Here is a 19310-nt window from a genome sequence, read left to right on the forward strand (position 1 = left end):
GTCGTGGGGTGGCCCAACGAGCGGTCGTCGAAGGGCTCTTTACTAACTGGTTAGTAAGTTCGCTGTGAACGACGAGACGCAGGTCGCCATCATGGATGCGACCCGGCGTGCCCTCTGTGAACACGGCAACGCTGGACTGACCATCCAGCGGATCGCCGACGAGTCCTCGCTGTCGACGGCGGCCATCCACTACCACTACGAGACGAAGGAGGAGCTGCTGAACACCTTCCTCGAGCACCTGTTGGAGTCGTTCGAGGGAAAGCTGGCCTGCGAGGCCACCGACCCCCAGGAGCGGCTGCAGACGCTCCTCGATGCGGTGTTCCCCGACGAGACCCGGGACGACCGCTTCGCCGTCGCGCTCATCGAGATCGAGGCGCAGGCACCCTACCACGAGGCGTATCGCGACCGGCTCGCCGCCATGGACCGTCGGGTACGCGATGTCGTTGCCGACGCCGTCCGTGACGGTGTCGACGGCGGCCAGTTCCGCGAGGCCGACCCCGAGGCGGTCGCGCGGTTCGTCGCGACGGCGATCAACGGGGCCCACGTCAGGGATGTCGCGCTCGGCGAGCCCCCGGACCGGACGCAGACGCTCATCGCGCGGCACCTGGAGCGCGAACTCGGGTGGACCCCGGAGGTGCCCGCGTGAGCCTTCTCCCGGACCAGGCGGAGCTCGATCTCACCGAGGGCGGCATCCTGAAGCCGCTACTGGTCCTCTCGCTCCCCATCGTTCTCACGAACCTGCTGCAGACGGCGTACAACCTCGCCGACACGTTCTGGCTGGGGCAGTACTCCACGGAGGCGCTGGCGGCGATCTCCTTCGCGTTCCCGATGGTCTTCCTGCTCATCTCGCTCGGGATGGGGCTCTCGGTGGCGGGGAGCGTCCTCGTCGCCCAGCACACCGGCGCGGACGAACCGAAGGAGGCGTCGTACGCCGCCTCGCAGACGGTCACGTTCGCCTTCCTCGGGTCGGCGCTGCTGGGTGGCCTGGGCTATCCGCTGGTCCGGCCCTTCCTTGGCTTCCTCGGCGCTTCGGCGGACGTCCTCCCGGGTGCGACGGCGTACATGGAGGTCGTGGCGCTGGGGCTGCCGTTCATGTTCGGCTTCTTCGTGTTCATCTCGCTGATGCGCGGTGCTGGTGACACCATCACGCCCATGCTGGTCATGTTCGGGACGGTCGTGCTCAACATCCTGCTGGACCCGTTCCTCATCTTCGGCTTCGAGGCCAACCCGCTGTTCGGGATGCTCGGACTCGCCGGCGTCCAGGCGGACCTGTTCGCCGCGACCGGCTTCACCGGTATCGGCGTCGAGGGGGCCGCCATCGCCACGGTGTTCTCGCGCAGTCTCGCCATGCTGGTCGGGATGGGCATCATGCTCTCGGGCCGCAAGGGCATCCAGATCCACCTCGCGGACATGCGGCCGGACCTCGGCTACCTCCGGACCCTGCTCCGCATCGGCGTCCCGGCCAGCATCGAGGGAACCGGCCGAGCGGTGTCCATCAACGCCCTGCTCATCATCGTGGGGCTGTTCTCGACGCCCGTGGTCGCCGCCTTCGGCATCGGGACGCGTGTGTTCTCGGTCATCTTCCTGCCCGCCGTCGCCGTCGCGCGCGGGGTCGAGACGATGACCGGGCAGAACATCGGCGCCGGTAGATACGACCGCGCGAAGCAGGCCAACTACCTCGCCGCGACCGGCCTGTTCGTCGTGCTCGGGCTGGCGGGGGTCGCCATCTTCCTGTTCCCGCGACCCATCGTCGCCGTCTTCACCGACGACGCCGCGGTCCTCCGCGAGGGGTCGACCTTCCTCCGCTACGTCGCGCTCTCCTTTGGCTTCATGGGCATCGTCCGGGCGTTCTCCGGGGGGTTCCGGGGCGCGGGGAAGACGATGGTCGCGGCCGCCATCGCGGTCGGGACGCTGGGGGGCATCCGTATCCCCGTGGCCTACGTCCTCTCGCAGTTCCGGGTCGCGCTGCCGTACGTCCCCGAGGGGATGCTGTTCGGCGTCCGCGGTATCTGGGCGTCGTTCTTCGTCTCGAACGTCGTCGGCGCGGTCGTCGCGTGGCTCTGGTTCCGCCGGGGGACGTGGCGCTCGGGCGGCGCCCGCGGGGCTCCGGCCCCGGACACGGGGAGCGATGTCGACCCCGAGGCGACGATGTCCGACGATTGAACGGGGGCGTCCGCGAGCGGAACCGATTTCCCCCCGGGCGGTGTCGGCGGCGATATGCCGCTTCGAACGCCGCCCCTCCGTGACCTGCACGCCGACCGGGGCGCGAAGTTCACCGAGTTCGGCGGGTGGGACATGCCCGTCGAGTTCGGCTCTATCAGGACCGAACACGAGGCCGTCCGCGAGGCGGCCGGGCTGTTCGACGTCTCGCATATGGGTGAGATCGTCGTCAGTGGCCCCGACGCCACCGCGCTCACCGACCGCCTCGTCACCAACGACGTGGCCGCGCTCGACCCCGGCGAGGCCGTCTACGCCGCTATCACCGACGCCGAGGGTATCATGCACGACGACACCGTCGTCTACCGGCTCCCCGACGACGAGACCCATCGCGCGGCCGGCGAGCCGCCGGCGTACCTGTTCGTCCCGAACGCCGGCCACGACGAGTGGGCCCACGGGCGCTGGTGTGACCACCGCGACGAGTGGGGCCTGGACGCCACGGTCGAGAACGTCACCGACGACTGGGCGATGTTCGCCCTCCAGGGACCCGACGCCGAGGCCCATCTCCGGGACGCCGCGGGCGGCGACTCGCCCGACCTCGGTCGATTCGAGATGGCCGGCGACGCCGTCGCTGGTGTCGACTGTCTGGTCGCACGCACCGGCTACACCGGCGAGGACGGCTTCGAACTGCTGGTCCCGTGGGGCGAGGCTGAGACCGTCTGGACCGCGCTGGTCGGACCCATCCCGGATGGCGACGAGGACGCGGTGCCCGGGGACGCCGCAGGCGCCGACGCCGGCGTCCAGCCCTGCGGCCTCGGCGCGCGCGACACGCTCCGCATCGAGGCCGGCTTCCTCCTCGCCGGGCAGGACTTCCACCCCGAGAACGAGCCGCGAAACCCGTACGAGGCCGGTATCGGCTTCGTGGTGAAACCGGACTCGACGTTCGTCGGGCGGGATGCGCTGGAGCAGGTCGACGCCGAGGGCGTCGACGAGACGTTCGTCGGCTTCCGACTCGTCGAGCGCGGCGTCCCGCGCAACGGCTACGACATCACCAACACGGACGGGAAGGTCATCGGCACCGTCACCTCCGGGACGATGAGCCCGTCGCTGGACGAACCGGTCGGGATGGGCTACGTGCCCGTCGACTACGCCGACCCCGGGACGACGGTTCGGGTCGTGGTGCGTGGCCAGCAGAAGAAGGCGCGCGTGCAGACGTTGCCGTTCCTCGACGACTGAGTGGCGATTCGGGAGTGAGAAGGCAATCCTGTCGTTATATCTCTGCATTTCTGGTATTATATCTGGGTTTGAACTATTATGCGCCAGCCTTTGGATGTCCCGCGTCGATTCACGCCTGTCGTCAGTCGAGCAGGCCCGCGCTGGCGGCCGTGCCCGGAGGGCCGGCTGTCTCTCCACTGCGCGAGGGCCGAGAAGCGCAACGAGTCCCGGCCGGCCGAGCGGATGAGGGCTTCGGCAGTGGTTGTGTGATTGCAGTTGTCGTGCGAGCGGGTGAGGGCTTCGCAAGCAGTCTCCCCGAGTCGCACGCACCTGGGGCAGAGCGCGAGCCACAGCGGCCGCCCGGCTGCCGAAAGATACAGGCGCATCGAACGACGCGGGACCTGATACGGATGCACAGTATCCCGAGCCACCTGCTGGAGTCGTCGGACACGCCATGGTACGTCCGGGCCATCCTCGCCGCCCTGCTCGTCGGAGCTGTGGCGGCGTTCCTCCTGTGGCGATATCCCCAACTGTCGTCGCTGGTACTCTGAGCAGCTGCGCTCCTCCGCGCGTGACGGTCCCCGACCCCCGAACCACAGCCTACATGCCTTCTCCACCCAACCCCCGCGTATGAGCTTCGAGGTGCCCGAGGACTGCCGGTATCTGGAGACCCACGAGTGGGTCCGGCTGGAGAATGGAACTGCCCGCGTCGGCATCTCCGACTTCGCGCAGGACGAACTCGGCGACGTGGTGTTCGTCGAACTCCCGAGCGAGGGCGACACCCTCTCCCAGGAGGCCGACTTCGGCGTCATCGAGTCCATCAAGGCCGTCTCGGACCTGTACGCGCCGGTCTCCGGGACCGTCGCCACCGTGAACGACCGGCTCGTCGACGAGCCCGAACTCGTCAACGAGGACCCGTTCGGCGACGGCTGGATGCTGGAACTCGAGGATGTCGACGAGAGCGAACTGGATGGCCTGCTCTCGCCCGACGCGTACCGCCAGCAGATCGAGTAGCGACGGGCCGTCTGACCGCGCGGTCACGTCACCGACCGAACCGAAGGGGTTGTTATCGCCGGACCGTAATCCTGGATAACCCGATGTTCACGCCGCCAATCGACCCGGAGCCGGGGGCCGACCGATGAGCAGCGACGACCGCGGCAGTCCGTTCGCGCCACACACCGCCGACGAGACCGCGGCGATGCTCGACGCGGTCGGTGTCGCCGACGAGGAGGCGCTGTTCGACGTGCCCGATGCCGTCCGCTTCGACGGCGAGTTCGGCATCGAGCCACGGTCGGAACGTGCCGTCCGCGAGGAGGTGGGTGAGATGCTCGCGCGCAACGACGAGGTGACCGAGTTCCTCGGGCGTGGCCACTACGCCCACTACGTCCCCTCGCTCGTGGGGCATCTCTCGGACCGCTCGGAGTTCCTGACGAGCTACACGCAGTACCAGCCCGAGGTCGCGCAGGGGTTCCTGCAGGCGCTGTTCGAGTACCAGTCGATGCTGGTCGAGTTGACCGGCCTGCCGGTCGCGAACTGCTCGATGTACGACGCCGCGACCGCGCTGGGCGAGGCGGCCACGCTCGCGAGCCGCGTCCGCCAGACGACCGGGACACGCGTCCTCGTGCCCGAGCACCTACTGCACGGGCGGCGCGAGGTGCTCGAGAACTACGTCGCCGGGAGCGACCTGACCGTCGAGTCGTACCCGATGGCCGACGGCAACGCCGACCTGGACGCGCTCGGAGCGCAGATGGACGACGAGGTCGTGATGCTGTACGCCGAGAACCCGACTGTCCGGGGCTGTATCGAGGAGTCGCTGGCCGACCTCGGCACCCTGGCCGACGAGCACGAGACGCTGTTCACGCTGGGGTCGGACCCGGTCGCGCTCTCCGTGCTCGAGGAACCGGCGAGCGTCGGCGCGGACGTCGTCGTCGGCGACTGCTCGCTCGGCCTTCCGAGCGCGTACGGGATGGGGCTGGGCCTGTTCGCCTGCCGCGAGGAGTTCCTCCGGCAGGTGCCCGGACGCCTCGTCGGTGCCAGCGAGGACGACACCGGGCGCCGGGCGTACACCCTCACGCTCCAGACCCGCGAACAGCACATCCGCCGCGAGCGCGCGACCTCCAACATCTGTACCAACCAGGCGTGGGTCGCGCTCCGCGCGGCGATGCACGTCGCGTCGCTTGGGCCCGACGGCCTGCGTGAGCTGGCCAACGACTGCGTCCGGTACGCGCGCGACCTCGCGGCCGACCTCGACGCCGTCGATGGCCTGCACGCGCCGGTCCACGACCGCCACTACCTGCGGGAGTTCCCCGTTCGGACCGACCAGCCGGCGGGTGCCGTCGCGGCCGACCTCCGCGACGAGGGTTTCGCGGTCCACACGCTCGATGACCATCTGCTACAGGTCTGCGTGACCGACGCGAACGCCGACGCGACCGACGACCTCGTCGCGGCGTTCCAGGAGGTGGCCCGATGATTTTCGACCAGGCGCGCTGGACGGACGACGACGGCGAGCGCTACGAACCCCTCCTCTCGGAGAAGCGCTCGCGCGAGGTCGAGCGGGACGACGACGACCCGCTCCCCGACGACCTGACACGGGACTCGCTCGAGCTGCCCGACGCCTCGGAGCCGGAACTCGCCCGCCACTACACCCGGCTCTCGGAGATGAACTACGGGGTCGAGAGCGGCCCCTTCCCGCTCGGGTCGTGCACGATGAAGTACAACCCGAAGTTCACCGAGGATATCGCGGCCGACCCTGCCGGCCACGTCCACCCGGACCGGCCCGACGAGTCCGTGCAGGGCGTCCTCGAACTGCAGTACCGCTTGCAGGACTACCTGGGACGCATCGGTGGGATGGACGCGGTCACCCTCCAGCCGCCCGCGGGCGCTGCGGGCGAGTTCGCCGGCATCCTCGTCGCGAAGGCCTACCACGAGTCCCGCGACGACGAGCGCAGCGAGGTCGTCATCCCCGACAGCGCGCACGGGACCAACTTCGCGAGCGCCGCGATGGCGGGCTACGACGTGGTGAACCTCCCGTCCGGCGACGACGGCCGCGTCGATCTCGACGCACTGGAGGCCGCGCTCACCGAGGAGACGGCGGCACTGATGCTGACGAACCCGAACACGCTGGGCCTGTTCGAGCGCGACATCGAGCGCGTCGCCGAGCTGGTCCACGACGTGGGGGGCCTGCTCTACTACGACGGCGCGAACCTGAACGCGCTGCTGGGGCGGGTCCGCCCGGGCGACATGGGCTTCGACGTGATGCACTACAACGTCCACAAGACGTTCGCCACGCCCCACGGGGGCGGTGGTCCCGGCGCGGGGCCGGTCGGCGTCGTCGAGGAACTCCGCGAGTTCCTTCCGGACCCGCACGTGCGCACGGTTGACGACGGGGACGCCGAGGGCGGGACGCGCTACGAGACCTACACGCCCGCCCAGTCCGTCGGCAAGGTCCACGGCTACCAGGGCAACTGGCTCGTCCTCGAGAAGGCGTACGCGTACATCGCTCGTCTCGGGGACACGGGCCTCGCGGACGCGAGCGCCAAGGCGGTGCTCAACGCGAACTACCTCGCCGAGCAGGTGGCGTACGAGACGCCGTTCGGCCCGTTCCACCACGAGTTCGTCGCGAGCGCCGGCGAACAGGACGCCGCCGACGCCGCCAAACGGATGCTCGACTACGGCGTCCACCCGCCGACCACGAAGTGGCCGGAGATCGTCGGTGAGGCGCTGATGACCGAGCCGACGGAGGTCGAGAGCCAGCGCACGCTGGACCAACTCGCCGACGCGTTCAACGCCGTCCACGCCGAGGACGACGAGACGCTCGAGGCCGCGCCGGAGCGGACCGCGGCACGGCGCATCGACCAGGTGACGGCGGCGCGGGAACCGCGGCTGTCGTGGCAGGCGCTGGACCGCGAGGAGTAAGCCGACCCTCCGTTTCTGATTCCGCCGATTCCGGTAGTGACAGCACCCGAAACGGGTGTCCGTCTGTGTCCGGGCTGTCGGCCCGGACGCCGATTTCGTATCGCCGTTACCGGTTTACGAGTTCCCGTTGCGAATGGCGATTATTTCAGAAATATGCCAATCCTGACGGAACGTTCGCCGCTCAGGGCTCCAGCACGACCCGGAACCGGGCCTCGTTCTCGAGCATCCGCTCGTAGGCCTCGCTCGCGTCCGCGAGGTCGTAGGTCTCGATCTCGGGTGTCACGTCTCGCAGGACGGAGAACTCCATCGTGTCCTGTGAGTCGCGCGCGTGGCCGGAACTCCACGCACCGACGGAGGCGCGCTTGCCAACCAGTCCCTGCACGTCGACGCTCACCTCCTCCCCGGGGACGCCGACGGCGACGAACTCCCCGTCCCGACCCAGTCCGCCGACGACCGATTCGACGGCCGCCGCCGACGGTGCCGTGCCGAGAATTACCCGCGCACCACCCAGCGCCTGCAGGCGCTCGGCCGGGTCCTCGCTGCTCGCGTCGACGAAGTGGTCCGCGCCCAACTCGAGGGCCAGCTCACGCTTGTCCGGCGACCGCGAGAGCGCGACCGTCTCGAACCCCATCCGGTGGGCGTACTGCACGCCGAGGTGGCCCAGGCCGCCGACACCCTGGACGGCGACGAGGTCCCCCGGGCCCGCGCCGGTGTTCCGGAGCGCGTTGAACGTCGTGATTCCGGCACAGAGGAGGGGTGCGGCGTCGACGGCGTCCAGGTCGTCGGGCACGGCCGCGAGTGCCTCCGCCGGGACCGTGGCGTACTCGGCGTACCCGCCGTCGAAGGTGAGGCCCGTGATGTCGCCGTGCTCGCAGCCCTGGAAGTCGCCGCGCCGGCAGGGCTCGCACTCGAAGCAGTGGCCGCCGTGCCAGCCCGCGCCGACGCGGTCGCCCGCTGCCCAGCCCGTGACGCGCTCACCGACGGCGTCGACACGGCCGGCGATCTCGTGGCCGGGAACCCGGGGGTAGGAGACGCCGGGGTAGGTCCCCTCCTTGACGAAGGCGTCGCTGTGGCAGATGCCACAGGCATCGACCGCGACCCGGACCTCTCCGGGCCCGGGGTTGGGACGCTCGCGCTCGACCATCTCGAAGTCGGCGCCCGCCTCGGGCACCTGAACCGCACGCATTGTGTCGGACATCACTTCGACACTGCGCGCGCCGGAGGTGTCGGTGTGTGGCTCCCGGCGAAGTGCGGAGGCTACCGAAGGAGAATGCTGGTCGTCTCAGGCGTCGACGCCGGTGTCGACCGCGTCACCGATGCGGACGAACCCGTAGTCGCACTCCTCGCAGTGCCACTTGACCTTCTCGCCGAGGTGGAGCTCCGTGCTCGCTGCGCGCCAGAACGTCTGCTCCTCGCCGCAGTCGGGACAGTACCGCGTCGTGTCGAGGCTCATACGCCGTGTTCCGGCCGCATCGCTGTTGAAGCTACTGGTCCGCCAGCCGCCCCGGTTCCCCCCGATAAATCGTATAGCACGATACCGAATCCCCGGCTCGTCGACCAGCGTTCCGCCACCGAGATGGCGCGGCCCTGGCGAGAGCGACCGGTGAGCGGCCGTTCGTGGCACTTCGAGTTCCGAGTCGGTCACTAGCGCTATACCTGCAAGCTCCCCGTGTCCCCTATGGCGCGTAACGAATCGCTCTCGGTGCTCGTCGTCGACGACAGCGAGTTCTTCTCTACGCTGCTCGCCGACAAACTCGAGTCCGACTACGGGATGACCACCCGGACCGTGACGGACGCGACGAGGGCGGTGTCCGCGGTCGATTACGAGGCGGTCGACTGCGTCGTGAGTGATTACGAGATGCCCGGGCGCTCCGGGCTGGAGCTGTATCGGGCGGTCGAGCAGCACCACGACGTGCCGTTCATCCTGCTCACCAGCGAGGGTGACGAGGAGGTCGCAAGCCGGGCTATCAGGATGGGTATCGACGAGTACCTCCTCAAGAAGGCCGTGAGCGAGGAGCGGTCGCTCGACCTGCTGGTCAACCGCATCCGGAACGTGGTCGACCAGCGGCGGACCCAGCGCAAGTACGAGCAGCTGGTGGATAACTCGCCCGACGAGATCAGCCAGGTGAGCCTCGACGGCGAGATACTCGCCGCGAACGCGGCGATGGCGACGGCGTTCGGAACGACCCAGCCGGAGCTGGTCGGCGAGCAGCTGTCGTCGTTCCTGCCGGACCCGGTCGCGAACGGGCGGCTCGAGGAGGCCCGGCGGGCCGTCACCGCCGACTGTGCGGTGACGTTCCAGGACAGTATCGGCATCCGCCACTTCCACAACATCGCAGTCCCGCTGACGACGCCCGGCGACGGCGAGTCGGTCCAGCTCGTGACGCGGGAGATGACGCTCCAGAAACGCAATGAGCGGGAGCTCGAGCGGAAGAGCGAGAAGCTCACGCTCATCAACCGTATCGTCCGCCACGACATCAACAACGACGTCCAGATGCTCATCGGCTGGGCGGACCTCCTCGACGAGCACGTCGACGAGGCGGGGCGCGACCTCGTGGAGCGCATCGGCGAGCGGAGCAGTCATATCGCCGAGCTCACGGCCATCGCACGGGACTTCGTCGAGTCGCTCGAGGGTGACACGACGGTCGACCTGGAACCCGTCGACGTCGACCGCGTCCTCGAGACGGAGGTCGAGAAGCGCCGCTCGAAGCTCGAGGGCGTGACCTTCGAGGTGGACAGCGAGGCGGGCGCCGTCGTGCGTGCGAACGAGCTGCTCTCGTCGGTCGTTGGGAACCTCCTCGGGAACGCGGTCCGACACAACGACGCGCCGGACCCGGAGGTCCGTGTCGAGGTCCGGACGCGCGGGACGGAGGTCGCCATCCGCGTCGCCGACAACGGGCCGGGCGTGCCGGACGCCCGCAAAGAGGAGATATTCGGCAAGGGTACCATGGGACCGGAGAGTCCGGGCACCGGCGTCGGCCTCTACCTCGTCCACACGCTGGTCGAGCAGTTCGGCGGCGGCGTCCGGGTCGAGGACAACGAGCCGACGGGCGCGGTGTTCGTCGTCGAGCTGCCGAAGCATCCCGGGCCGGTCGGCGGCTGCGACGAGCGACAGCGGGCCGGTAGCGGGTCCAGCGGTGTCTCGCTGGAGAACACCTGACCTGGACCTGGCGTGTCGCCCACCGGCTGACGCCGCGTCGACGCCGCCGGCGGTTCCGGGCTCCACCCGCAAACTCCAGCTCCGTGGCTGTGAGTGTACGCCACGCCACACCACAACACACAAGTCGGAGCTTACCAACGTTAAGTGCACAATGCAAGATGCGTACATCGTAGACGCAGTCCGGACACCGTTCGGCAAGCAGGGCGGGTCGTTCCGCGACACCCATCCGCAGGACCTGGCCGCCGAGCCGCTGCTGGCGCTGGAAGAGCGCAACGGCTTCACCGGCAGCGAGGACATCGAGGATGTCATCTACGGCTGTGTCACCCCGACGGACGAGCAGGCCAACAACATCGCGCGCCTCGCGCCGATGGTGGCCGGCTGGGACGACACGGTTCCGGGTGTCCAGCTGGACCGGATGTGTGGCTCCGGCCAGCAGGCCATCAACTTCGCCGCCGCGCAGACGGCTGCGGGCGCACACGACGTCATCATCGGGGGCGGCATCGAGCACATGTCCCGCGTCCCGATGGGCTCGGCCGGCAGCTCCATCACGGACACCTACTTCGAGCACTTCGACGAGCTGACCACGCAGGGCGAGGGCGCCGAGCGAATCGCCGAGCAGTGGGGTTTCTCGCGCGACGACGTGGACCAGATCGCCGCCGACTCGCAGTCACGCTGGGGCGAGGCCGCCGAGGCCGGCCACTACGACACGCACGTCACGCCGGTCGAGACCGAACTCGACGACGAGACCGTCGTCGTCGAAGAGGACGAGCACCCGCGTCCGGGCACGGACACGGACACGCTCGCGAACCTCCCGCTCGCGTTCCGCGGCGAGGGGGACGGCGTCATCCACGCCGGTAACTCCTCGGGCATCGTCGACGGCTCGGCCGCCGCGCTCATCGCCAGCGAGGACGGCATGGACGAGCACGGCTGGGAGCCGATGGCCCGCATCGTCGACACGCACGTCGTCGGCGTCGACCCGGTCACGATGCTGACCGGCCCCATCCCCGCGACGAACGAGATCCTCGAGCAGAACGACATGTCCATCGACGACATCGACCGCTTCGAGGTCAACGAGGCGTTCGCCTCCGTCATCACGGCGTGGCTCGAGGAGACCGGCGCGGACTGGGACCGCACCAACACCTGGGGCGGCGCCATCGCCCACGGCCACCCGCTGGGCGCGACCGGGGCCGCGCTCCTGCCGAAGCTGGCCTACCAGCTCGAGGAGTACGACGAGCAGTACGGCCTCTGTACGATGTGTATCGGCTTCGGGCAGGGCGTCGCGACGATCATCGAGCGGGTCTAGAGACGGCTCGGTAGTCCCTCCGATTCTTCCCTTCTTTCACCGACTGTCAGTGGTGACGCCGTGGACCGGTTTCATCGTGGGTCGTGCCGTTCCGTGCGATGACGGCAGAATCACCTACGAGGGCTTCGACTCTGTTCCTATTTGGGTCAAATCTATCGGAATAACACCGGAGGTAGAACTGAGTCCCAATATGTCTAGAAATACATAAAATAATTACGTTATAATGCGAATAGGCTTGATGAATGTCATTCTTCTTCGAAACGCCGCTCGACACTCGCCGCGTGCGCCTCCAGTCCCTCGGCCCCGGCTAGCGTCGTCACCGTCTCCCGGATAGCCGCCAGCGCGTCCTCGTCGAGCCGCTGCACGGTCGTCGAGCGGAGGAAGTGGTCGACGGAGAGGCCGCCGAAACGCCGCGCCGCGCCGCCCGTCGGCAGGACGTGGTTCGGGCCGCTGGCGTAGTCGCCCGCCGCGACCGGGGAGAAATCGCCCAGGAACACGCTTCCGGCGGAGTCGATGCGGTCCAGCAGTTCCTCGTCGTCCTCGGCCATGATGGCCAGGTGCTCGGCGGCGTACTCCTCCGTGAACAGCACCGCCTCGGACATCGAGCGGGCGAGCAGGACGCCACTGGCGTCGTTGGCGAGGGTTTCGCGGATGGTCCCCGCACGCTCGCGCTCGGGGACCTGCTCGTCGACGGCCGCGACGACCGCCTCGGCCAGGTCCGCGTCCGCGGTCACGGCCACGCAGCTCGCGTTCGGGTCGTGTTCGGCCTGTGTGATCAGCTCCGCCGCCACCAGGTCCGGGTCGGCGGTCCCATCGGCGAGGACGGCCACCTCGGAGGGGCCCGCGAGGAGGTCGATCTCGACGTCGCCGCGGACCTCGGCCTTCGCGGCCGTCACGAAGGCGTTGCCCGGGCCGACCACCTTGTGGACGGCGTTGACCGTCTCGGTGCCGTAGGCGAGCGCGGCGACGGCCTGGGCGCCGCCGATCTGGTAGACGGCGTCCGCGCCCGCGACGTGGGCGGCCGCGAGCGTCGCATCCGGCAGGTCGTCGGCGGGCGGGGTACTGACCGCGACGTGTTCGACGCCCGCGACCTTGGCGGGGACGACGCCCATCAGCACGCTCGAGGGGTAGGCGGCGGTGCCGCCGGGGGCGTAGACGCCGACACGTTCCAGCGGCCGGTAGCGCCGGCCGAGTTCGCGCCCGTCGAAGTCCGCACGCCAGTCCTCGGGCGCCGACTCCGCGTGGAACGTCTCGATGTTCTCGGCCGCGGTCTCGATGGCGTCGCGCAGGTCCTCGTCGAGGCGGTCGTAGGCGCGCTCGGCCTCGTCGGTCACCTCGAGATTGCCGACCGACACCTCGTCGAACTTCTCGGCGAACTCGCGCACCGCCACGTCGCCCTCCGTGCGCACGCGGTCGACGATGTCGCGGGCGGCGTCCCGGGCGTCGGCGACCCCGGCGTCCCGGTCGAACAGGGCGGCCCGCTCGTCGGTGGAGAGGTCCGGTAGCCGGCGTACGTTCATAATCGTCGTTCGGCGTGGCGGCGAAAAACGGTTTCCATCGGGCCCCCCGCTCGGCTCCGTGACCCCGGCCGACGACGGTGATGCGAACAGACTACAACCTCGGTGTCAAGGGCCACATTTATAGATTAGACTAATCTAATCCTGGTATGCACACCGCCGAACTTTCGGCAACGCAGTGGAGGGATCGACCGTGAGCCCCTCGCTGGACTACGAGCGGGCACGTGAGTACACCGAGGCCCTCGAGGGGCGACTCGTCGACGCGCTCGACGGGGACGCCGGCGTCAGCCGCCGGGCGGTTCTCGGGAGTCTCGGGCTGGCTGGCAGCGCCGCGCTGATGGGTACCGGCGGCGCCGACGACGGGCACGACGGCGGCGGCGAGGAACACGGCAACTTCGGCGCCCGCGGGGAGTTCGACGAGGGCGAACTCGACCCGCACGAGTTCCTCCGGACGTTCAACACCGGCTTCGACGGCCAGGACAACCTCACGCAGGACGTCTTCGAGGAGGACGGCGAGCGGATCCGCTACTTCGAGATGACGGCCACCGACACGACCATCGAGGTCGCGCCGGGCGTCGAGTTCTCGGCGTGGGCCTACCAGGGACAGGTCCCCGGCCCCACGCTCCGCGTGACCGAGGGCGACCGCATCCGGGTGAAGTTCACCAACGGGAGCCGGCACGCTCACACCATCCACCCGCACCTGAAGAACCTCAACCCGAAGATGGACGGCATCCCGCAGAACGGGCCCGGCGTGCTCGAGCAGGGGGAGTCGTTCACCTACGAGTGGAAGGCACAGCCGGCCGGCGTCCACTTCTATCACTGCCACTCCCTGCCGCTGAAGGCCCACATCCACCGCGGCCTGTACGGGAGCATCATCGTCGACCCGGACCCCGAACGGGTCCGCGAGAAGCCCGAGGAGTACTGTGACTTCCACGAGTCACAGGTCACGCCCGAGCTGACCGAGGAGCTCGTCGCCCGCGCGAAGTCGCGCAACCACGAGTACGACGAGAACGACGAGGTCCAGGAGCTCGTGATGATAATGAACGGGTTCGACACGAACTTCGACGGCGGCAACGAGGTGTACGCCGCCAACACCCGCGCGTTCGCCTACGGCGTCGGCGAAACCGACGGGAAGGGTAACTGGAAGCCCGGCGAGACGAAGCGCCCAATCCAGATTGACGGGCAGAAACCCGTCCGGGTGTACCTGGTCAACGCCATCGAGTTCGACCTCATCAACTCGTTCCACACCCACTCGCAGTTCTTCGACTACTACGACCACGGGACGACGCTGCTCCCGACCCACCAGACGGTGGACACCATCATGCAGTGTCAGGCACAGCGCGGCATCATCGAACTGGACTACTCCGACCACGAGCCGGGACTGTACATGTTCCACGCGCACCAGTCGGAGTTCGCAGAGCTGGGCTGGATGAGCTTCTTCGAGGTGGTCTGAATATGGACGACACTGATACGGAACGACGGTCCGACGGCGGCGTGACGGTGCAGGAACAGCCCTTCGGCCTCCCGCGATGGGTGGTCGCCATCGTCCCGCTCGTGTTGCTGGCCGCGGTGCTGGCGTACCTGTTCTTCGGGTCGCCGTTCGCCGCGCTCGCGACTGGCGGGAGCGCGCTTCCCGACGTGACCGTCTCCTACACGACGCTGCCGAACGAGGAGACGGTCCTCGTGCACGTGACCAACAACGGACCACGCACGGTGACCGTCGAGCAGGTGCTCGTCGACGAGGCGTACTGGTCGTTCCAGATGAGTGGCGGGGACCGAACCCTTGAGCCACTCGAGAGTTCGACCATCAGTATCCCGTACCACTGGGAGCCCGGCTGGGACCTGAACGTCGCGATGGTCCTGTCCGACGGCGCGGTCATCCACCACACCATCGTCGCGCCAGCGATGAGTCCGGGTGTGACCGGTGAGATAATCGGGACGCTGGCGGTCGTCGGCCTGTTCGTCGGCGTCATCCCGGTCGTGCTGGGGATGCTGTGGCTGCCGTACCTGCGCTCGGTGTCCGACCGCGCGCTCCACGCCGTCCTCGTGTTCGCGGTCGGTGTGCTCGCCTTCCTCGGCTTCGACGCGCTGGTCGACGTCGAGGAGTTCATGGAGTCGGTTCCGGGCGGGTACGAGGGGCCCTTCCTCTTCGCGCTCGGCGTGGCCGGCTCCGTGCTGGTCATCCAGGGCATCAGCGCCTGGCAGGAGTCCCGGACCGAGGGCGAGACAAGCCGGCTCCGAACGGCGTATCTGGTGGCGGTCTCCATCGGGTTGCACAACCTCGCGGAGGGGCTGGCCATCGGGACCGCGTTCGCGCTGGGTCGTGTCGAACTCGGCGCGTTCCTCGTGGTCGGGTTCCTCGTCCACAACGTGACCGAGGGGCCCGCCATCGTCGGCCCGCTCGCGCGGGGTCGTCGCCCCGGCATCGAGCACTTCGCCGCGCTCGGGCTCATCGGTGGCGCGCCGGTCATCGTGGGTGCGTGGATCGGGAGCTACGCGTTCTCCCCCACGCTCGGCGTGTTCTTCCTCGCCATCGGGCTGGGCGCCATCCTCCAGGTAGTCTGGGAGATGGCCGACCTCGTCCGGGGTGACGACTCGCTCGCCAGTATCGGGACGCCCGTCAACGCGGGGGCGTTCCTGTTCGGCGCCGTGTTCATGTACGTGACCGGGCTCTTCATCGCACTCTAGTGAGGGACAAGGTTCTATGCACGTCGGCCGGAAACGTGAGCCAACGATGCTGAGCGCCGTCATGGAGGACTACATCAAGGCCATCTACGCCATCGGCGGCGACGGCGAGGAGCGGGTCTCCACGTCCGAACTCGCCGACTACCTCGATGTGACCTCCCCCACCGTCTCCTCGATGGTGAAGAAGCTGGAGGAGCGCGGGCTGGTCGACCGCGAGGAGTACAAGGGCGTCACGCTGACCGAGGAGGGCGAACTGGTGGCGCTGGAGATTCTCCGGCACCACCGGCTGCTGGAGGCGTTCCTCACCGAGCAGCTGGACTACGACTGGGCCGACGTCCACGACGAGGCCGACCGCCTCGAACACCACGTCTCCGACGAGCTGACCGACCGCATCGCGGAGGCGCTGGGCAACCCACCGGTCGACCCGCACGGCGACCCGATTCCGGACGCGGACCTCTCGCTCCCGGACGCCGGCGAGACCACCCGACTGGCGGAGGCCGGCGAGGGCGAGCGCGTCGTCGTCCGGCGCATCCGCCACCAGGGTGACGAGGAACTGCGCTACCTCGCCGATGCGGGTATCCGCCCGGATATCGAGGTTCGAGTCATCGACGTGGCGCCGTTCGGGATGGTGACCGTCGAGACGCCCGGCGGCGAGCAGAGCCTGCCGGAGGAGATCGCCCGGCTCATCGAGGTCGTCCCGGCCGCCGAGGCGGACGGGGTCGAGGCCTGAGACGGGTGGCTATCGTTCCGCCAGATACCAGAAGGCGGCCACGCCACAGATAGCGACCAGTCCGCCGAGGAAGAACACGACCGTCGGGTCCAGTCCTGCGGCTCCGCCGCTCGCAGCTGCATCGCCGACCCGTTCGACGGTCGGCTGGGCGGTGTCGGCGGCGTACCCGCTGGCCTGTCCGCGCGGCTCGCTGACGAGCCACTGACGGAGGTAGTAGAAGGCGATTGTCGCGAGTGCGAGGACGAAGTAGAGTCCCAGCACCCGCCCGACCAGACGTTCCAGTCGCGAGCGCTCGTGGTCGCTGCCCGCGAACAGGACAACCGCCTCGCTGGCGGGCGCGTAGACGGTCATCTCGTTGCCCTTCTCCGAGTAGCCCACTCCGGCCGCCTTGACGAGGTCGGCGTCCTCCAGCTTGTCGAGATGATAGTGGACGTTCTGGAGGGAGGTGCCGACCTCCTCGCGGATCTCGACGGGCGTCCGCGGTTGCTCGTAGACGGCCGCCATGATGCGGCGGGCCGTCTCGGAGCCGAGCGCGTCGAAGGTCGCCGAGGCCTCCTCGCCGCTCACGTCCAGCACCTTCGCGGCGTCCGGTCGCTCCTCGGGTTCCGCGCGACGCGGTAACAGTCCCATCGGTACCGCCTACCGTCGCCGGTGGGTTGCCTGTTGCGGTAGGTCAAATCGCGATTTGACTGTCGTCGCCGGGCGACGCGGGCTCCGGCGACGAACGCGACGGCCGCGGCTCATGACGCGGCGGCGCGAAGAAAAATCCGCTATCGAGGCTCCCTTAGAGGTAGCCCTGCTCCTCGAGGCCGTCCATGATGTCGTCGACGAGGTCGTCGACGTTGTCGTAGGGGAACTCCTGGCTCCCCCCGCCCTTCGTGTTGAGCTCCATGGCGGTCATGGAGAAGTCACCCGACTCGAACGTCGTGCCCGGGCCGTTCGGCAGTGCGGGGACGAGGTCCATCGGGGAGTTGACTGGGAAGTCGGCGCCTTCGAACGCCTCGGTGAACTGCTGTCGCAGGTCTTCTTTGTCGACCATTACACCTCTTGCGTGACACACACAACCAATTGAACGTTTCGGGACGCACCCACGATGGGCGTCGAGTCGGTGGGGGCGCCACGGCTCGTCGGGGCCGTCGCTGACGTTCCGACACAAAAAATGAAATAGTGGTGGTGGTGGTGGTGGGACCGTGCCGACACGGGGGTGCCGACGACGGGGCCCGGTCGGAAGCACGTTTCCGAATCTGGGACAGGTGTGGCAGCCAGCCCCGGGCCGGTTGATACTGAACGTTCAGTCTACAAAAAACCTTCCGACTGTTCGGCGGTGAGGGGTGGACTGCTCCGACGAACGGGCGTGTGCTGGAATACCGGCCGTGGCCCGGCAGTCGGCCGTTCAGGCGCCCGTCGGACGAGCGTCCCCGTATGCACCGCCGAAGGTTCATGTGCCGTCCGTGACCCCCTCCGCTATGACAGTGCAGACAACAGGGGTCGTGGGAGCCGGACTGATGGGTGCCGACATCGCCGCCATGCTCGCCAGCGGTGGCTACGAGGTCGTGCTGGTGGACGTGGACCCGGACGCGCTGGCGGCGGCGCGCGAGCGACACGCCGTGGGTGCACCGGGTGCACTGGTCGCGGCCGGTCTCCGGGCCGAGGATGCCGACGCTCTCGATGCGCGCATCACCTACACCGACGACCTCGCCGCCCTCGCCGACTGCGAGTTCGTCGTCGAGGCCGTCAGCGAGGACCTCGACCTGAAACGCGGCCTGCTGGCAGACATCGAAGACGTGGTCGCCGCGGACACCGTCCTCGCCACCAACACCTCCTCGCTCACGCCCAGCGACGTGGCGGCCGACCTCGACCATCCCGAGCGGGTCACCTTCTTCCACTTCGCGAACCCGCCTATCGAACGTGACGTGGTCGAGGTCGGCGGCGTGAACGCGACCGACGACGCCTACCGGACCACGGTCGCGGTGGGTGAGGGGATGGGCAAGTGGGTGGCCGAACTCACCGGCGAGGGCCGAGCGCACTGTCTCTCGCGCATCTCCGCGGCCATCAAGTGCGCCGGGACGTGGGAACTCCCCGCGGCCGATTCCCCGGCGGCCATCAACGTCGCCGCCGACAACCTCGGGTTCCCCCGCGGCCCGCTGGAGCTCGTCGACCTCATCGGCATCGACGTCCACCTTGCCACCGTCGATAACCTCCACGACGCGCACGAGGGCCGCTTCGACCCGCCCGCCGACCTCCGCGACCGGATGGAGCGGATGGTCGCGGAGGACCGCATGGGCAAGAAGAGCGGCGAGGGGTTCTACGCGTGGGAGGGCGACGAGCCCGTCGTTCCCGAGATCGAGAGCGGCCACGACATCGCGCCAATCGTCGGCGCGATGGTGAGCGAGGCCCACCGCATCGTCGCGGACGGCATCACGGACGCCGAGACGCTGGACGAGATTCTCCAGCGTGGGGGCGGGGGCGACCTCGGCCCGTTCGGGGCGCAGGAACTGCTGGGGGCGGGCTACCTCGTCGACGTACTCGAGGCGCGATACGAGGCGACGGGCGCGGCCATCTACGAGCCCGCGCCGGGGCTCCGGGAGGCTGCCGGGGAGTGAGATGAGTGGAGCGGTTCGGGACGGG

General features: G+C 68.8%; 18 protein-coding genes. 13 read left to right on the forward strand and 5 right to left on the reverse strand.

Annotation, left to right across the window (positions count from 1 at the left end; genetic code table 11):
- Positions 1-64 precede the first annotated feature (64 nt).
- The 7 genes from NL115_RS13260 (at position 65) to gcvPB (ending at position 7287) form a co-directional block, all read left to right on the forward strand.
- A complete protein-coding gene (locus NL115_RS13260; protein WP_254829834.1) occupies positions 65-646 on the forward strand; it encodes a TetR/AcrR family transcriptional regulator in 582 nt (193 codons plus the stop codon).
- Positions 643-2163 (forward strand): MATE family efflux transporter, encoded by a 1521-nt coding sequence (locus NL115_RS13265; protein ID WP_254829835.1) that lies wholly within the window; start codon positions 643-645, stop codon positions 2161-2163. Before NL115_RS13260 ends, NL115_RS13265 begins: the two co-directional genes overlap by 4 nt.
- Positions 2164-2217: 54 nt before the next feature.
- On the forward strand, positions 2218-3393 hold the full coding sequence (gene gcvT / locus NL115_RS13270; protein ID WP_254829836.1) for a glycine cleavage system aminomethyltransferase GcvT: 1176 nt from the start codon (positions 2218-2220) through the stop codon (positions 3391-3393).
- A gap of 389 nt (positions 3394-3782) precedes the next feature.
- Entirely contained in the window at positions 3783-3923 is a 141-nt protein-coding gene (locus NL115_RS13275) for a hypothetical protein (RefSeq protein WP_254829837.1), read from the forward strand.
- A gap of 79 nt (positions 3924-4002) precedes the next feature.
- Positions 4003-4386 (forward strand): glycine cleavage system protein GcvH, encoded by a 384-nt coding sequence (gene gcvH / locus NL115_RS13280; protein ID WP_254829838.1) that lies wholly within the window; start codon positions 4003-4005, stop codon positions 4384-4386.
- A gap of 124 nt (positions 4387-4510) precedes the next feature.
- Complete coding sequence (gene gcvPA, locus NL115_RS13285; protein ID WP_254829839.1) at positions 4511-5842, forward strand: aminomethyl-transferring glycine dehydrogenase subunit GcvPA; 1332 nt, start codon at positions 4511-4513, stop codon at positions 5840-5842.
- The gene (gene gcvPB / locus NL115_RS13290) at positions 5839-7287 is read left to right on the forward strand and encodes an aminomethyl-transferring glycine dehydrogenase subunit GcvPB (protein WP_254829840.1); all 1449 of its coding nucleotides are present in this window, start codon (positions 5839-5841) and stop codon (positions 7285-7287) included. Before gcvPA ends, gcvPB begins: the two co-directional genes overlap by 4 nt.
- 181 nt (positions 7288-7468) lie before the next feature.
- Here gcvPB and NL115_RS13295 read toward each other — a convergent pair whose 3' ends face one another.
- Positions 7469-8485, reverse strand: coding sequence for an alcohol dehydrogenase (locus NL115_RS13295; protein ID WP_254829841.1), 1017 nt, complete (start codon positions 8483-8485; stop codon positions 7469-7471).
- Positions 8486-8569: 84 nt separating this feature from the next.
- Positions 8570-8740: a DUF7838 family putative zinc beta-ribbon protein gene (locus tag NL115_RS13300; RefSeq protein ID WP_254829842.1), complete on the reverse strand. Its 171-nt coding sequence runs from the start codon at positions 8738-8740 to the stop codon at positions 8570-8572.
- A gap of 225 nt (positions 8741-8965) precedes the next feature.
- Here NL115_RS13300 and NL115_RS13305 point away from each other — a divergent pair, with 225 nt between their 5' ends.
- Together NL115_RS13305 and NL115_RS13310 are read left to right on the forward strand one after the other, a co-directional pair.
- On the forward strand, positions 8966-10447 hold the full coding sequence (locus NL115_RS13305) for a hybrid sensor histidine kinase/response regulator (protein ID WP_254829843.1): 1482 nt from the start codon (positions 8966-8968) through the stop codon (positions 10445-10447).
- Positions 10448-10598: 151 nt separating this feature from the next.
- Positions 10599-11750, forward strand: a complete 1152-nt coding sequence (locus NL115_RS13310; protein WP_254829844.1) for a thiolase family protein — start codon at positions 10599-10601, stop codon at positions 11748-11750.
- Positions 11751-11995: 245 nt separating this feature from the next.
- On the opposite strand, the gene hisD is transcribed toward NL115_RS13310, so the two are convergent.
- The gene (gene hisD / locus NL115_RS13315) at positions 11996-13270 is read right to left on the reverse strand and encodes a histidinol dehydrogenase (protein ID WP_254829845.1); all 1275 of its coding nucleotides are present in this window, start codon (positions 13268-13270) and stop codon (positions 11996-11998) included.
- Positions 13271-13460: 190 nt separating this feature from the next.
- Between hisD and NL115_RS13320 the strand changes: the two genes are divergently transcribed.
- The 3 genes from NL115_RS13320 to NL115_RS13330 are packed head-to-tail and all read left to right on the forward strand — an operon-like array spanning position 13461 to position 16682.
- Entirely contained in the window at positions 13461-14720 is a 1260-nt protein-coding gene (locus NL115_RS13320; protein ID WP_254829846.1) for a multicopper oxidase domain-containing protein, read from the forward strand.
- Positions 14721-14722: 2 nt separating this feature from the next.
- A complete protein-coding gene (locus tag NL115_RS13325; protein WP_254829847.1) occupies positions 14723-15955 on the forward strand; it encodes a ZIP family metal transporter in 1233 nt (410 codons plus the stop codon).
- A 46-nt stretch (positions 15956-16001) separates the two neighbouring features.
- Positions 16002-16682 (forward strand): metal-dependent transcriptional regulator, encoded by a 681-nt coding sequence (locus tag NL115_RS13330; RefSeq protein WP_254829848.1) that lies wholly within the window; start codon positions 16002-16004, stop codon positions 16680-16682.
- 9 nt (positions 16683-16691) lie between these two features.
- On the opposite strand, the gene NL115_RS13335 is transcribed toward NL115_RS13330, so the two are convergent.
- Both NL115_RS13335 and NL115_RS13340 read right to left on the reverse strand, forming a co-directional pair.
- Complete coding sequence (locus tag NL115_RS13335) at positions 16692-17312, reverse strand: ArsR/SmtB family transcription factor (RefSeq protein WP_254829849.1); 621 nt, start codon at positions 17310-17312, stop codon at positions 16692-16694.
- A gap of 154 nt (positions 17313-17466) precedes the next feature.
- Positions 17467-17721: an MTH865 family protein gene (locus NL115_RS13340; RefSeq protein ID WP_254829850.1), complete on the reverse strand. Its 255-nt coding sequence runs from the start codon at positions 17719-17721 to the stop codon at positions 17467-17469.
- 427 nt (positions 17722-18148) lie between these two features.
- On the opposite strand from NL115_RS13340, the gene NL115_RS13345 reads away from it, so the two are divergent.
- Positions 18149-19285 carry a 3-hydroxyacyl-CoA dehydrogenase family protein gene (locus NL115_RS13345; RefSeq protein WP_254829851.1) on the forward strand — a complete coding sequence of 379 codons (1137 nt, stop codon included), beginning with the start codon at positions 18149-18151 and terminating at the stop codon, positions 19283-19285.
- Positions 19286-19310: the final 25 nt, after the last annotated feature.

The sequence above is a fragment of the Haloglomus salinum genome, from assembly GCF_024298825.1.
Classification (GTDB): domain Archaea; phylum Halobacteriota; class Halobacteria; order Halobacteriales; family Haloarculaceae; genus Haloglomus; species Haloglomus salinum.